The sequence below is a fragment of the Natronospirillum operosum genome (assembly GCF_004768465.1).
Taxonomy (GTDB): domain Bacteria; phylum Pseudomonadota; class Gammaproteobacteria; order Pseudomonadales; family Natronospirillaceae; genus Natronospirillum; species Natronospirillum operosum.
In genome coordinates, this window is sequence record NZ_SRMF01000001.1 from 543,086 (window position 1) to 558,095 (window position 15,010).

The 15,010-nt window shown below is 62.5% G+C and carries 15 protein-coding genes; 7 read left to right on the forward strand and 8 right to left on the reverse strand.

Going from position 1 to position 15,010, the window contains the following annotated elements; genetic code table 11:
• Nucleotide 1 precedes the first annotated feature (1 nt).
• The 5 genes from rsxC to E4656_RS02575 all read right to left on the reverse strand — a co-directional run bounded on the left by rsxC (nt 2) and on the right by E4656_RS02575 (nt 6,812).
• Nucleotides 2-1,831: an electron transport complex subunit RsxC gene (gene rsxC, locus E4656_RS02555; protein WP_135480896.1), complete on the reverse strand. Its 1,830-nt coding sequence runs from the start codon at nt 1,829-1,831 to the stop codon at nt 2-4.
• Nucleotides 1,828-2,412, reverse strand: coding sequence for an electron transport complex subunit RsxB (gene rsxB, locus E4656_RS02560; protein ID WP_135480897.1), 585 nt, complete (start codon nt 2,410-2,412; stop codon nt 1,828-1,830). Before rsxB ends, rsxC begins: the two co-directional genes overlap by 4 nt.
• Nucleotides 2,409-2,990, reverse strand: coding sequence for an electron transport complex subunit RsxA (rsxA, locus tag E4656_RS02565; RefSeq protein WP_135480899.1), 582 nt, complete (start codon nt 2,988-2,990; stop codon nt 2,409-2,411). The genes rsxB and rsxA overlap by 4 nt, the downstream gene beginning before the upstream one ends.
• Before the next feature lie 705 nt (nt 2,991-3,695).
• Nucleotides 3,696-5,780: a methionine--tRNA ligase gene (gene metG, locus E4656_RS02570; RefSeq protein ID WP_135480901.1), complete on the reverse strand. Its 2,085-nt coding sequence runs from the start codon at nt 5,778-5,780 to the stop codon at nt 3,696-3,698.
• 222 nt (nt 5,781-6,002) lie between these two features.
• Nucleotides 6,003-6,812, reverse strand: a complete 810-nt coding sequence (locus E4656_RS02575; RefSeq protein WP_135480902.1) for a hypothetical protein — start codon at nt 6,810-6,812, stop codon at nt 6,003-6,005.
• A 149-nt stretch (nt 6,813-6,961) separates the two neighbouring features.
• Here E4656_RS02575 and apbC point away from each other — a divergent pair, with 149 nt between their 5' ends.
• Nucleotides 6,962-8,056: an iron-sulfur cluster carrier protein ApbC gene (apbC, locus tag E4656_RS02580; RefSeq protein WP_205849076.1), complete on the forward strand. Its 1,095-nt coding sequence runs from the start codon at nt 6,962-6,964 to the stop codon at nt 8,054-8,056.
• 244 nt (nt 8,057-8,300) lie between these two features.
• Complete coding sequence (dcd, locus tag E4656_RS02585) at nt 8,301-8,870, forward strand: dCTP deaminase (RefSeq protein WP_135480906.1); 570 nt, start codon at nt 8,301-8,303, stop codon at nt 8,868-8,870.
• Nucleotides 8,871-8,873: 3 nt separating this feature from the next.
• Here the strand turns inward: dcd and E4656_RS02590 are convergent, their stop codons facing one another.
• From E4656_RS02590 to E4656_RS02600, 3 genes are read right to left on the reverse strand one after another with little or no spacing between them, the layout of a single operon-like run.
• Nucleotides 8,874-9,539, reverse strand: coding sequence for an SDR family oxidoreductase (locus E4656_RS02590; protein WP_135480907.1), 666 nt, complete (start codon nt 9,537-9,539; stop codon nt 8,874-8,876).
• 25 nt (nt 9,540-9,564) lie between these two features.
• Nucleotides 9,565-10,707: a PQQ-dependent sugar dehydrogenase gene (locus tag E4656_RS02595; RefSeq protein WP_135480909.1), complete on the reverse strand. Its 1,143-nt coding sequence runs from the start codon at nt 10,705-10,707 to the stop codon at nt 9,565-9,567.
• Nucleotides 10,691-11,191 (reverse strand): hypothetical protein, encoded by a 501-nt coding sequence (locus tag E4656_RS02600; RefSeq protein WP_135480911.1) that lies wholly within the window; start codon nt 11,189-11,191, stop codon nt 10,691-10,693. The genes E4656_RS02595 and E4656_RS02600 overlap by 17 nt, the downstream gene beginning before the upstream one ends.
• Nucleotides 11,192-11,410: 219 nt before the next feature.
• Here E4656_RS02600 and E4656_RS02605 point away from each other — a divergent pair, with 219 nt between their 5' ends.
• The 5 genes from E4656_RS02605 to trhA all read left to right on the forward strand — a co-directional run bounded on the left by E4656_RS02605 (nt 11,411) and on the right by trhA (nt 14,946).
• Nucleotides 11,411-11,854, forward strand: a complete 444-nt coding sequence (locus E4656_RS02605) for an acyl-CoA thioesterase (protein ID WP_167855900.1) — start codon at nt 11,411-11,413, stop codon at nt 11,852-11,854.
• 22 nt (nt 11,855-11,876) lie between these two features.
• Complete coding sequence (locus E4656_RS02610) at nt 11,877-12,242, forward strand: DUF6164 family protein (RefSeq protein ID WP_135480914.1); 366 nt, start codon at nt 11,877-11,879, stop codon at nt 12,240-12,242.
• A 35-nt stretch (nt 12,243-12,277) separates the two neighbouring features.
• Nucleotides 12,278-13,435, forward strand: a complete 1,158-nt coding sequence (locus tag E4656_RS02615; protein WP_240753883.1) for a pyridoxal phosphate-dependent aminotransferase — start codon at nt 12,278-12,280, stop codon at nt 13,433-13,435.
• Between the two features lie 123 nt (nt 13,436-13,558).
• Nucleotides 13,559-14,164, forward strand: a complete 606-nt coding sequence (locus E4656_RS02620; RefSeq protein WP_135480916.1) for a hypothetical protein — start codon at nt 13,559-13,561, stop codon at nt 14,162-14,164.
• A gap of 137 nt (nt 14,165-14,301) precedes the next feature.
• On the forward strand, nt 14,302-14,946 hold the full coding sequence (gene trhA, locus E4656_RS02625) for a PAQR family membrane homeostasis protein TrhA (RefSeq protein ID WP_135480918.1): 645 nt from the start codon (nt 14,302-14,304) through the stop codon (nt 14,944-14,946).
• The last annotated feature ends 64 nt before the right edge of the window (nt 14,947-15,010 follow it).

Sequence of the window (15,010 nt, forward strand, 5' to 3'; positions counted from 1 at the left end):
CTCAGGCCTCTCGCTCCGGTCGGTCAGCCAGTTGCTGTTCGGTCTTGTGAATCTGCTCGCGCAGCTTGCTCACCGTGGTTTCCATGGCCTTTTGATGTTCGGGCGCCGCTGCGGCCAGTTTGGCTTCGGCCTTTTCCAGGCGGCGGCGTTGGCTGTCCAGGCGGGCGCTGAGCTGCTCTCTGGTCAACTCCGGCGCCCCCGGGCTGACGGTTGCCGTGGCCCTGCCCGCAGCTGACTGACTGGCCTGCTTTCTGGCCTTGGAGCGGGCCACGGCGGCGGCTACCGGGTCTGCCGGCGAACTGTCGGCCGTGGGCGTTGTGGCCTGTTCGGCCTGCCGGGCCCGTGCCGCCTCGGCACGCTGGCGTCGCCGGGCTTCCTTCTCTGCTGCTTCGCGTTCCAGGCGCGCCTGGCGGGCTTCGAAGCGCAGGCGCGCCCGTTCCGACTGTCGGTGCTCCGCCTGCTCGCGCCGGATGCTGCCCTTGGCAAAGCGGTAATACTGCACGAGCGGAATATGGCTGGGGCAGACATAGGCGCAGGCACCGCATTCGATGCAGTCGAACAGGTGATGTGACTCGGCCTTGTCCCATTCATGTGACTGGGCAAACCACATCAGTTGCTGCGGCAGCAGACCGGCCGGGCAGACCTGTTCGCACTGGCCACAGCGGATGCAGGGTTTGGCCGGGGGCGGAGTGGGCAGTTCCTGTTCGGTGGGTACCAGCAGGCAGTTGGTGGCCTTGACCAGTGGCAACTGGCGCTGGTCCAGGGCAAAGCCCATCATGGGGCCGCCCATGATGATGCGCTCGGCGCGGTTCGGGTCTGGCTGATAGCCGGCCCAGTCGAGGATGGTGCGGATGTCGGTACCCAGGCGCACTTCGATATTGCCCTGCCAAGGGAGCTGATTGCCGGTCAGGGTGGTGATGCGGCTGATCAGGGGCCGGTCGTCGAATACGGCGTCGGCCAGCGCGGCCAGGGTGCCGACATTGTGGCACAGCATGCCCAGGTCGGTGGGCAGACCGCCGGCGGGCACTTCCTGCCCGGTAAGCAGATAGACCAGCTGCTTTTCACCGCCGGAGGGGTAGCGGGTCGGGAAGACGCGCAGCTCGATGCGTGCTTCGAGCTCGGCCGGTATGGCGGTCAGGGCGCGGCGCAGGGCGCTGACGGCATCCGGCTTGTTGTCTTCCACGCCGATCAGAATGCGCCTGAAATCGTACAGTTCGTGGGCGACTTCAATGCCGCGCAGTATCTGCTGCGGGCGCTCGCGCATCAGGGCATGGTCGGCGGTGATATAGGGCTCGCACTCGGTGCCGTTGACGATCAGGGTGTCGACATGATTGCGGTCCGCCGCCAGCTTGACGGCGGTGGGGAAACTGGCCCCGCCGAGGCCGGTGAGGCCGGCATTCTGGATGCGCGCCAGCAGGTCGGTGTGGTGATGGTCCTGCAGATGGGCCCAGGGGGTGCGGGGGCGCCAGGTATCATGGCCGTCGGCGCGGATGATGATGCAGCCTGTGGTCAGCCCGGAAGGGTGCGGCACCGGCCGGTCTTCAATGGCGGTAACGGTACCGCTGGTGGGCGCATGCGCCGGGGCGCTGATAAAGCCCGCTGCTTCTGCGATGACCTGGCCGGTCAGTACCGACTCACCCACCTCGACCACGGGTACCGAGACGGCGCCGATATGCTGGTTCAGTGGCACCACATATTCTTCCTGCAGCGGGAACTCCGCGATCGGGCCGCGCAGGCTCTGGGTCTTGTTCTCCGGCGGGTGGACACCGCCCGGAAAGTCGTACCATTCGGGGGCGTCGGTATCGCCGCGCAACAGCCGCATCAGGTTCATGCGGCCTCCCCGGAGCGGCCGGCATCGGTGGCGATCAGCTTGTAGTCGGGCTGCGGGGCCTGCCAGTGCCAGGTCTGGATGCTGGTCTCGACCGGCACCATGTCGATGCAGTCGACCGGGCAGGGGTCGACACAGAGGTCGCAGCCGGTGCATTCGCTGGCGATCACGGTGTGCATCTGCTTGGCCGCGCCCAGTATGGCATCCACCGGGCAGGCCTGAATGCACTTGGTGCAGCCGATGCACTCGTCTTCGCGGATGATGGCGACCTGCTTCGGTTTTTCTTCGCCGTGTTCGGCATCCAGCGGCAGCGGCTCGACGTCCAGCAGGTCGGCCAGTTCCTGGATGGTGCTTTCGCCGCCGGGCGGGCACTTGTTGATCGGGTCGCCATTGGCGATGGCTTCGGCATAGGGCCGGCAGCCCGGGTAGCCACACTGACCGCACTGGGTCTGTGGCAGGATGTCGTCGATCTGGTCGATGATGGGGTCGCCTTCCGGCTTGAAGCGCACCGAGGCATAGCCGAGCAGGGCACCGAACAGGGCGGCCAGAAAGAGCAGGGCGAGGATGGACCAGAGAATGATCATAACGTGACCAGCCCCGTGAAGCCCATGAAGCCCAGCGACATCAGCCCGGCGGTGACCATGCCAATGGCCGAACCCTTGAACGGGGCCGGTACGTCAGCCACGTTCAGCCGTTCGCGCATGGCGGCAAACAGCACCAGTACCAGCGAGAAGCCGACAGCGGCACCAAAGCCGTACAGCAGGGATTCGATAAAGGTGTTGCCCTGCTGGATATTGAGCAGCGCCACCCCGAGCACGGCGCAGTTGGTGGTAATCAGGGGCAGAAAGATGCCCAGTACCCGGTACAGCAGCGGGCTGGTCTTGCGCACCACCATCTCGGTGAACTGAACCACGGCGGCGATGACCAGAATAAAGCTGATGGTCTGCAGAAAGACGACGTCGAGCGGCACCAGAATCAGGGTGTAGACCAGGTAGCTGAATACGGAGGCCAGCGTCAGCACAAAGGTGGTGGCGAACGACATGCCCATGGCGGTTTCCAGCTTGTTGGACACGCCCATGAAGGGGCACAGCCCGAGAAACTGGACCAGCACGAAGTTGTTGACGAGCACGGTGCTCAGGAGCAGCAGGAAGTAGTCTGTCATGCTGTGACTGTAGTCGCTTTCCGTAGTGTTGTGCAGGCGCGCTATTATGCGGGTTCGGGCGGGCTCGAACAAGGCGGGTGCCCAACCTGTGTAGGCCGTGGCCCTTGGCCACGCACGGCGCCGTCAGGGGTCTTTGGTCTGCCTGTACCAATCGTACCGTCGCCAAGCTCGGGTACAGGCCCTGTGAGACACGCAAAAACGGCATCTATGCCAGCTCGGTTGCGGCCGTCCCTGGCCGCAAACGGTCTCACAGGGCCTGCACCCGGCAGGCGACTCCTGTCGTGCCTTCCGACCCCAGGGGCCTGCGGCCCCATCGCGCACGGGGTGCGCTCCCACGGTGCTTGTGTGGCCGATCGCGCACGGGGCCGAAACGTCGGACCGGCTCTCCCACGGTACGATTGGTGCCTGAATTTCGTGGGAGGCCAGCCCCTGGCCGATGGCAGCGTCAGCCGCCCATTGAAAGTAGCCTGCGATGGTGCGGCCGCCGGGCGGCGGTGCACTGAGCCGCAGACCGTCTCCGCACAGGGATGTGCGGAGTCGAGCTGTCAGGGATGACGTTTTTGCGTGTCTGCGGTCAGTGTACCCCGCCATCAGGCGGCAATGGCACTAAATATTACTCGGCGCCCATCTTACGCATGCGTGGCCAAGGGCCAAAACGTCGAGCTGCACCGCCTACAAGTGAGGCGCCGCCGTTTTCCGTCTGCCTCAACTGATCCGCGTGCCCGGCGGTATGGCGCTGTCGGGTTCGAGAACCCAGAGGTCCTGGCCTTCGCCGGCGGCGAGTACCATGCCCTCGCTCATGCCAAAGCGCATCTTGCGCGGTGCCAGGTTGTAGACCAGCACCACATTTTTACCCTGCAGATCGCTGGGCTGATAATGCGACTTGATGCCCGAGAACACCTGCCGGGTTTCACCATTGCCCACGTCGAGTTTCAGCTGCAGCAGCTTGTCGGCGCCCTCCACATGATTTGCCTCGATCACCTGCGCTACGCGCAGGTCCAGTTTGGCGAAGTCATCGAACTGGATAATACCGGGCGCGTCGTCCTTCTTGCTCGCGGCCGCTGCGTCCCTTTTCTTCTGCTGGTTGGCCGGCTGGGTCGGATCATTGGCCTTGGCCTTGGCAGCCGCCTTGGCTTCATCCGTGACCTTGCTGGCCTCGATCATGGCATCCACCTGATCGCGCTCGATGCGGGTCAGCAGCGGCTTGAACTTGTTGATCGGATGACCCAGCAGCGGCTGCTCGATGGCAGCCCAGGCGAAATCGTCCACATTCAGGAAGGCGGCGGCCTTGTGCGCCATGTCCGGCAGCACCGGCTGCAGCCAGGTCATCAGCACCCGGAACAGGTTGAGCGATTGGGTGCAGACGGCCAGTACCTCGGCGTCGCGGCCCTCTTCCTTCGCCATCACCCAGGGCGCATGCTCCTGAATATACTCGTTGGCCCGGTCCGCCAGATTCATGATATGGCGGATGGCCTTGCTGTATTCGCGCGCTTCGTAGAGCTCGGCAATGGTTTCGCTGGTCTGCAGAAACTCGTCATAGAGCTCCGGATGCGGCAGTTCATCGGCCAGCGAGCCGCCCAGTTTCTTGACGAAACCGGCACTGCGACTGGCGATATTGACCACCTTGCCCACCAGGTCCGAATTCACGCGCTGCACGAAATCGTCCAGGTTGAGGTCGATGTCCTCGACTGTGCTGCCCAGCTTGGCCGCGTAGTAATAGCGCAGGTACTCGGGTGCCAGGTGTTCGAGATAGGTGCGCGCCATGACAAAGGTGCCGCGCGACTTGGACATCTTCTCACCGTTGACGGTCACATAGCCGTGGGCATAAACGCCGCTCGGCTTGCGGAAGCCGGCGCTGTGCAGCATGGCAGGCCAGAACAGGGCGTGGAAGTTGATGATGTCCTTGCCGATGAAGTGGTACAGCTCCGCCTTGCTGTCTTTGGTCCAGAAGGCATCGAAATCCAGATCGTCGCGCCGGTCACAGAGGTTTCTGAAGCTGGCCATGTAGCCGATGGGGGCGTCGAGCCAGACATAGAAGTACTTGCCCGGCGCATCGGGGATCTCGAAGCCGAAATAGGGCGCATCACGGCTGATGTCCCATTCCTGCAGACCGCTGTCGAGCCATTCGGCCAGCTTGTTGGCCACGCTGGGCTGCAGGGCGCCGCTGCGGGTCCACTCCTGCAGCAGGTCGGTGAATTCCGGCAGGCGGAAGAAGTAGTGCTCGGACTCGCGCTCCACCGGCGTGACGCCGGACAGGGCCGACACCGGGTTGATCAGTTCGTTTGGCGTATAAGTGGCCCCGCAGACTTCGCAGTTGTCGCCGAACTGTTCTTCGGCGCCGCACTTGGGGCAGGTGCCCTTGATGAAGCGATCGGCAAGGAACATTTCCTTTTCCGGGTCGAACATCTGGCGGATGGTGCGCGTGGCGATATGGCCATTGTCGCGGCAGCGGGTATAGATCAGCTCGCTGAAATAGCGGTTCTCTTCCGAATGCGTGGTGTAGTAGTTGTCATAGCTGATCAGGAAGTCCTGAAAATCTTCCCAGTGTTCGGCTCGCATGCGGTCGATCAGGGCTTCGGGTGTGATGCCTTCGCGCTCGGCGCGCAGCATGACCGGGGTGCCGTGGGTGTCGTCAGCACAGACGGCGATGCACTGGTGGCCGCGGGCGCGCTGGAAGCGAACCCAGACGTCGGTCTGGATGTGTTCCAGCATGTGGCCCAGGTGGATCGGTCCGTTGGCGTAGGGCAGGGCACTGGTAACAAGAATCTTGCGCGGTTCGGAAGCGGTCATGATCACTCAAAGCCAGGATTTGGGTTGAAAGTCGTGGGACCGCGTATGTTAATGCCTGTGCCCGGGTTTTGCTACCGCCAGGGTGGCTCTGATCGAATGCGTGAGCAAGCTCACGGCCTACAAATGTGGCGCTGTCCTGTAGGCTGTGGCCCTTGGCCACGCATGGGTGCCTTGGCTCGAATGCCTGAGCAAGCTCACGGCCTACTGGATACGGTGGCAGGCTCAGGTGCAGCGGCGGACAGGTCGGCTCTGGGCGCCGATGCCCAGGCTGGCGTTGGGCGAGACCATGAAGGACACGCTGCCGGAGACCTGCACGCCGACACGGGCGGTGTCGAGGGTGAAGGTGAGGCTGTCCTGGGTTCTGACCCGCTGGTAGCGGAAGGGCGCGGGCGGGTCATCACGATACTGCCGGTACAGCGTGATCGTGACCGGGATTTCTCCGGTCAGGGTGGCGCCGGCCGCACGGTCGAGCTGCTGCTTGACGTTCTGCAGGTTGATCTCGATCAGGTCCTGATCGCGCTCGAGCGAGCGCCGCACTTCCCATTCATCGCTGCCGCAGCGAGCCGAGAATGACCACATCAGGGCTTCCTGATCCTCGTTCTCATAGGTCACGGTAATGCGATCACTGGTACTGCGTCGGCTGCCGGCCACCTGCTCCGGGTCTTCCAGAATAAGGGTTTCACCCAGCGGCAGGGTGTGTTCGCCGTGGCCTGCCAGCACCAGAGTATAGGGACCGTCGCCCACATTCAGTTGCAGGCTGTAGTCACCCCGCCGGTCGCCTTCTTCCAGCGGCGTCTCGCGGCCGGAAGCATCGCGCACATAGAACTGCTGACTGTCAGCCCGCACCCGGCGGGAGCCGGAGCCCTGACGCAGTTCTGTTTCCAGCAAGATCTGATCCGGCGCCTGCCGGTAGTCGATATTGGCGCGCAGCCGGTCAGGGTTGGCCCGCTCCAGCGGCACACTGGCGCACCCGATCAGCACAATGGATGCGCTCAGGACTGTCAACCAGCGAACTGGAGAGATGGGGTGCATGGGCGGTTCCTCTTCTTCTGACTTGCTTGAAAAGACGACGATGGTTGGCTGCTCGGGTCAGTCCCATTATAATAATGCCTGACTAAAACGCTTGGTTATTATCAGGCACATATTTACTCGTTCTTGTCAGCATGACTACGGAGTCCACCTTGTCCCAGACAGCCCCCAATCGCGACCAGATAGCCCGCTGCCTGCGCCAGGTCAGCGACCCGCATACCGGCAAGCCGCTGGACTCACCACAGTTGAAGGGGTTTGCGGTAGCGGATGGCACCCTCAGGGTGACACTGGAGCTGGGTTACCCGGCTCGTCAGTTCGGCCCCGGCCTGGCGACGCTGGTGCAGACACAACTGGAGTCGATCTTTACCGGCCCTATCGAGGTTCAAGTGGACTGGCTGGTCGCCCGCCAGCCGACCGCAGGGCAGGCTGCGGCCCTGCCCAATGTGAAAAATATCATTGCGGTGGCCTCGGGCAAGGGCGGGGTGGGCAAATCCACCACGGCGGTCAACCTGGCCCTGGCCATGGCGGGCGAGGGCGCTCGGGTGGGCGTACTGGATGCCGATATCTATGGCCCCAGCCAGGGCATGATGCTCGGCATTGCCGAAGGTACCCGGCCGGATACGCAAGAGGGCAAGTGGTTTGTCCCGCTCAAGGCGCATGGCGTGCAGGCCATGTCGATGGCTTTTGTGACCACGGACAAGACGCCCATGGTGTGGCGCGGCCCCATGGTCAGCGGGGCGCTGCTGCAACTGCTCAACCAGACACTGTGGGATGATCTGGACTATCTGATCGTTGATATGCCGCCCGGCACCGGCGATATCCAGCTCACCTTTGCGCAGAAGGTGCCGGCGACTGGCAGCGTGATCGTGACCACGCCGCAGGATATCGCCCTGCTGGATGCCAAGCGTGGTATCGAGATGTTCCGCAAGGTCAATATTCCGGTACTGGGGGTGGTGGAAAACATGGCCATGCACATCTGCAGCAACTGCGGGCATCAGGAAGCCATCTTCGGTCAGGGCGGCGGCGAGAAACTGGCCCAGGAGTATGACGTCGATATTCTGGCCAGCCTGCCGCTGGACCTGCAGATTCGGGAACAGGCCGATGGCGGTGCGCCGACCGTGATCAGTGACCCGGAGTCCGAGATCGCCCTGCAGTACCAGGTGCTGGCACGCCGGACCATGGCCAATGTGGCGGCGCTGAGCGGCGACGGGCCGGAGATACCGACGTTCAGCGTCACCGATGATTAGACTGGGGTTTAGGCGACGGTGGGGTTTAGTCGACAGAAGACGGTCGACAGATGACAGTGCACAGTCGACAGTGAGGGTTTGACAACCCTTGGAGGTCGTTTAACGATTCTACCGTCTACCGTCTACCGTCTACCGTCTACCGTCTACCGTCTACCGTCTACCGTCTACCGTCCCTACCATTGTGCCCCCGCCCCTGTCCGGCTACTATACGCGGCTATCCCAATAACGCGTCGGAGCACCCTGCATGACAATCAAGTCGGATCACTGGATTCGCCGCATGGCGGCAGCCCAAGGCATGATCGAGCCCTTTGAATATGGCCAGGTCAAGGCCAATGACGAGGGTGAACGGCTGATTTCCTATGGCACCTCCAGCTATGGCTATGATGTGCGCTGTTCCGATGAGTTCAAGGTGTTTACCAACATCCATTCGGCCATCGTCGACCCCAAGGCCTTCGACGAAAAAAGCTTTGTCGACGTCAAGAGTGATGTCTGCATCATCCCGCCCAATTCCTTTGCGCTGGCGCGTACGGTGGAGTACTTCCGCATTCCGCGTGATGTGCTGACAATCTGCCTGGGCAAGTCGACCTATGCGCGCTGTGGCATCATCGTCAATGTGACGCCGCTGGAGCCGGAATGGGAAGGCCATGTCACGCTGGAGTTCTCCAACACGACCAATCTGCCGGCCAAGATCTACGCCAACGAGGGTGTGGCGCAGATGCTGTTCTTCCAGTCCGATGAAGTCTGTGATGTGTCCTACAGGGACCGGCAGGGCAAGTACATGGGCCAGCGCGGCGTGACTCTGCCCAAGACCTGACCGTTACCAGGGCAGCTCTTCGCCGTTGCTGTGCCAGAAGGTGCCGCTGTTGTCGACCGTCAGCGCCTGCAGCCGCTGCAGTATGCCGCGGGCGGCTTCTTCCGGCGTGATCATGCCGCCAAAATTGACCATGCGCGTTTTCACGTAACCGGGGTGCAGCAGCGCCACGGCAATGCCGCGCGGCTGCAGGTCCACCGCCAGTGATTTGCCGAAGGCATTCAGTGCCGCCTTGGAAGCCCGGTAGCCGTACCGGCCCCCGGAGTCGTTGTCGGCTATGGAGCCCATGCGGCTGGTGATCAGGCCGACTTTTGCACCCTTGTTCAGGTGATCCAGCAGAGCTTCGGTGACGCGCAGCGGCGCATAGGCATTGATCTCCATCATGCGACGCAGGCTGTCATAGTCGATCTCCCCCAGTACGTTGTCCTCGAGCAGGCCGGCATTGTTGATCAGCAGGTCCAGCCTGGTTGCGCCCAGTTCGTCGATCAGACGCTGCACGTCTTCCGGGCGGGTGACATCAAGGGCCGTGATGACGCGCTCGGCGGTGGCATCCAGCTCGTCGCTGCTCTGGCGGCAGACACCGATGACCTGCCAGCCCTCGGTGGCCAGTTGGGTGGCCAGCGCCAGGCCGATGCCCCGGTTGGCGCCGGTGATCAGTGCGGTCTTGCTCATGGTGATGTCTCCTCTGGTGATTGTCTCAGCGGTCCGGCACCACCCGCAGTACCGAGCCGCTGGCCCGGTCTGTCAGCAGGTAAAGCGCACCGTCCGGGCCGGTGCGCACATCGCGGAAGCGGTCACCCCGGTCGGCGAACAGCACCTCCTCTTCGGTGGCGTCGCCGTTGTGCAGCCGCACCCGGCGCACACTCTGCCCGGCCAGGCCGCCGATAAAGTAGTCGCCCCGCCAGTCCGGAAACAGGAAGCCGTCATAGCGGGTAATGCCGGATGGGGCCAGGGCCGGTGTCCAGGTCAGAATGGGCGTGGTCAGGCCCGGCAGTTCGGTGAACGGCGTGATGCGAGCGCCGGTGTAGTCGACACCGGTGGTGATCAGCGGCCAGCCGTAGTTTTCACCGGCACGGATGATATTGAGCTCGTCGCCGCCCCGGGGACCGTGCTCATGGGCAATGATGCGGTCGGTGTCGGCATCGTAGAGAATGCCCTGCGGGTTGCGGTGGCCCAGGGTGAAGATTTCGTCCCGGGTGTCGGGGTCGTCCACAAAGGGGTTGTCTGCGGGTACGGAACCGTCCGGGTTCAGGCGTACTATCTTGCCGATATGATTCTGCCGGTTCTGCGCTTCGTTGCGATAGCTGAAGCCGTCACCGAGTGTCAGCAGCAGGGTATCGTCGGGCAGCCGGGCGAGGCGGCCGCCATAGTGTACCGAGCCTTCGCGCAGCGGGTCGGCCCGGAATATGACCTCGACATTATGCAACTGGCGGCCTTCCAGCGTGGCGCGCGCCAGGCAGGTGGTGTTGGCTTCGGCCGTGCCGCAGGCATAGCTGAAATGCAGTTCGCCGCTGTCCTCGAAGTCGGGTGCCAGCAACAGGTCTTTCAGCCCGGCCTGGGCATCCACGTAAATGTCCTCCGGCAGGCCGCTGACGGGCTCGGTGATCAGTACATCATCCTGATTGATCAGGCGCAGCCGGCCGGCACGTTCGGTGACCAGCATGCGATTATCGGGCAGGAAGGCCAGGGACCAGGGATGCTCCAGACCGGTGGTGACCGTTTCCACCGTATAGTCGGTGCTCACGGTCTGGGCGCCGACACTGGCCGCACAGAGCAGCAGCAACAGGCCGGTGAGCCGGGTCAGAGAACGCGGGGTGGACTGCTCAACGGAAACTGACATGGTCTATGCCTCCAGACATGAAGCCGCGACGGCGGCGCGGTGGATTCAGCAGGGCAAAAAAGAACCCTCCGACCAGACCGGCTGCGCTCATGGCCAGCAGCCCGGGGAGGGTCTGGGTGATCACGATGAGTGCCGGCATGGGGGCGAGCCAGTTGGCGGTGATGAGCGCTGTGGCAATGCCGGCGACGCCGGCCAGCGTATAGAACAGGTAGCGCAGTCCCAGCAGGGCGATGATGCCGCGCGCCACGATAAAGGCCGGAATGAAGGCCACGGCCGCCAGGCCTGCAAACACGGGGCCGAAGCCCTGAATGTCCGCCCAGGTGGTTTCCAGCCGCAGTTGCAGCGGTATGTCGACACCCCCGTTGACTGCTCCGATGGCAGTCAGCGCGGCCAGATTGAACTGGGTCTGGATCGCAGCGCCCACGACGCCGGTCAGGGCGGCGCTGAGCGCCAGGGCAAACAGGACTTTCAGGGCAGTGAACATGAAGGGCTCCTGATTCTATCTTGGCATGCGTGCACTTTATCCCGCCGTGACGTTTTTGACCATTGTTGCTATCCGGGGCAATGCTGCAGCGTTTCCTGCCGGTGTCTTGAACTCTCCGGCAAAGGTGGCTGCCCGCTGCAGTCACCAGCATGGGCAGCGGTGGCCAGCATGCTAGACTGCATATTCCTGTCAATTGCCCGAGGATGGAGCCTGTATACCATGTCCGAGACCCTGGCCGAGTTCAAGTCCACCTATCCCGTTATCCTGACTGTGGATCTGCAGTGGGGCGATATGGATGCCCTGTCCCATATCAACAATGTGGTTTATTTCCGCTATTTCGAGAATGTGCGCATTGCCTATATGGGCCGCACCTCGCTGATCGGCAATCCGGCCTGCGGACCGGTGCTGGGGACCACCCAGGCCAAATATCGCCGGCCGCTGACGTTTCCGGACCGCATTCATATCGGCGCCCGCGTGACGGCGCTGCACGAACATGGCTGCGAGCATGAGTATGCCATCTACAGTGAGACGCAGGATGCGCTGACCACCTTTGGCAACGCCCGGATCGTTATCGTGGATGCCAGGACCGGGCGCAAGGCGGCTCTCACCGAAGGCATGAAGGCCGAGATCGAGACGCTGGAAGGAAAGACTTTCGACTTCTGACGTTGGGCTTTAGACTGTAGTCATGGCAAGCCTGTTGTTCAGACTCAACAATGTGCCGGACGATGAGGCGGACGAGGTCCGCCAGTTGCTTTCCGAGCACAATTTCGACACCTACGAGACCACCGCTGGCCGGTGGCAGATCTCCGTGGCTGCAATCTGGCTCAGGGATGACAGCCGCCTGGCCGAGGCCAGGGCCGTGCTGGCTGATTATCAGGCGCAGCGCGCCGATCAGGCTCGGGCCCGTCATGCCGAGCAGGTCGCTCGAGGCGAACAGATGACATTCAGTCGCAAGCTGCGTGAAGAGCCACTGCGTGTGCTGTTCTACATCGCTGTCGGGCTGGTGGTTCTGGGTCTGTCCACGTTGCCGTTCCTGCAGTTTATCGACTAACAGCGCCTTCAGGTATGGGGCGGTGAGGAGTGAGCGTGAGCCGATTCATCTCAGACCGGGTAGCCGATCTCTCACAGTCACCCATTCGGGCCATGACGCAGCGCTGTCATGAGCTGGGTGGGGTCAATCTGGGCCAGGGTATCTGTGATACTCCGCCACCGCCGGAGGTGCTGGCCGGCATCGAGCCGGCGGTGAGAGCAGGTCACAATGCCTATACCCGCTATGATGGCATTGATCGTCTGCGCCAGGCGCTGGCCGGCAAGCTGCAGCGGGACAACGGCATCCAGGCTGATCCGGATACCGAGATCGTGGTCACCCAGGGCAGTACCGGCGCCTTTGTGGCCACCATCAATGCCCTGCTGAACCCGGGTGATCGCGTCATTCTGCTGGAACCCTACTACGGCTATCATCTCAATACGCTGAAAGTGGCTGGCCTGGAGCCGGTCTTTGTGCCGCTGGAACGGGACACCATGGCGCTGGATGTGGCCGCCATCGAGGCGCAGGCTGTCGGCGCCAGAGCCATTGTGCTGAACACGCCGGGGAATCCTTCCGGGCGGGTGTTTTCGCGCGCCGAAACGGCCGCGCTGGCTGACCTCTGCCAGCGCCATGATCTGCTCTGCATCACCGATGAAATCTACGAATACTTCCTGTTCGACGGGCATCGTCATATCAGCATGGCGACCCTGCCGGGCATGTGGGAGCGCACGGTGACCATGGGCGGCTACTCCAAGACCTTCAGCATTACCGGCTGGCGCATGGGCTATCTGGCCGCGCCGGCGCATCTTGCAGAGCCCATTGGCCTGGTCAATGATCTGTACTATGTGTGCACGCCATCGATCGTGCAGCACGCCGTGGCCGATGCCATCGAGCAGCTGAATGCTGACTTTTACCGCCAACTGGCAGCCGACCATCAGCTGCGGCGCGATCGCTTCTGTACGGCACTGGAGCGGTCCGGGCTGACCCCGCGTGTACCCGAGGGCGCCTATTATGTGCTGGCAGATTGCCGGGTGCTGGGGCAGAGCACAGCCCAGGCTGCGGCCATGGTGTTGCTTGAGCGTGCCGGCGTGGCGGGTGTTCCGGGCAGTGCCTTCTGGCACGATGACAGCGGGGAGCACTGGATACGTTTCTGTTTCGGCAAGGACGACGCCACGCTGGATCAGGCCATGCAGAATCTGGAGCAGGCGCAGCTTTAGACTCCGTGCTGTCTGCGGCAACTGGCTGCGGTTTACGATTCGCCGTCATGGTCGGCACTTCTGCTGATGCTGCCAAATCTGTTACATTCATGCTCCCTTGTATCTCAGTCAGGAAGAACGGATATGCGCAGGTTCTCTTTGCTGCTGGCACCCTTGCTGGCAGCTCTTGTTCTCGTCGGCTGTGCGGGCCGGGGTGAAATAGCACCCGAGGATACCCAGGGCACCATCGTCATGATGGGCTTTGCACTGGAAGGCCGACCGGTGCAGCAGTTGGGCTATTATTATGTGTTGAATTTTGTCGACGCCGACGACGAGCCACTGTCGGTGACCATCCGGCCGCGCCACAACAGTCATTTTGTCATCCTTGATGAACTGCCTCCGGGCGACTGGGAACTGGTCAGCTATGCGGCACGCGGGGCGCCTGGTGTCACCGGTTTTGCCAGCCAGTCATTGCGGCCACGCCCGGTGCATTTCAAGTTCCACGCCGAGGAAGGCGTTGTGCAGATGCTGTCGCAGCAACTGACGCTGGAGCATGGTCGAAATTTCCGTGACGAGACCACGACCCGGCCCCGCTTTGCGCCGCTGAGCAGTAATGTGGAAGGGCGCATGTCCAGGCGGGCTGAACGCATGGGCCCGGAATGGCAGTTCAATCCGGAGCCGATAGGCGAGCTGGACCCGCCCGAGCGGCCGGAGCGACGCAGCTTTCTTGATCGGCTTTTTGGCGACTGAACGTCCTTTCCGCCTCGGGTGAGCACAGCGCATTGCCATTGTTGCCGCAGGGGATCAAGTGACGCGGTCGGACGTACATTCTGCCCCGGGGGCTGCTACAGTAGTGGTCTTCCAGAGCTGGAGACAGACAGCAGACGATGTATCACGGAGAACGTCTTAACAGTATCAGCCATCTGGTCGGGGCCATTGCGGCCCTGGCCGGCATGGCTGCACTCATTACCGCCGCGGCCATCGTGGCCGATGCCCTGACCCTGGTCAGTGTGACGGTATACGGTGTCACCCTGGTGTTGCTCTATACGGCTTCCACGCTGTATCACAGCTTTGATGGCACAGTGAAAGAGATCTTCAAGAAGATCGACCATTACGCCATCTACTTCCTTATTGCCGGTACCTACACGCCCTTCACCCTGGTCACCATGGGCGGCGCCTGGGGCTGGAGTATCTTCGGCGTGGTCTGGGGGCTTGCGTTACTGGGCATAGTGATCGAGTTGCTGCCGTTCGACCGCCGGCGCATTCTGCCGGTCATCATCTATCTGCTGATGGGCTGGGTGGTCGTGGTCGCCCTGGGCCCCCTGGTGCAGTCATTGCCGCCATCCGGGCTGGCCTGGCTGGTAGCCGGCGGCGTCATCTATACCCTGGGTGTGATCTTCTACGCGCTGGACAAATGGATACCGCATGGTCATGGCATCTGGCACCTCTTTGTGCTGGGTGGCAGCGTCTGTCATTACGTGACCATCTTTGTCTATGTGGTGCTGGAACCCAGTGGCGTGCTTCAGGTGTGACGTGAACGCGGGCGAATTTCGGACTGGCTGTACAGAAAACATTACAACGATCGTGAGTTGAACA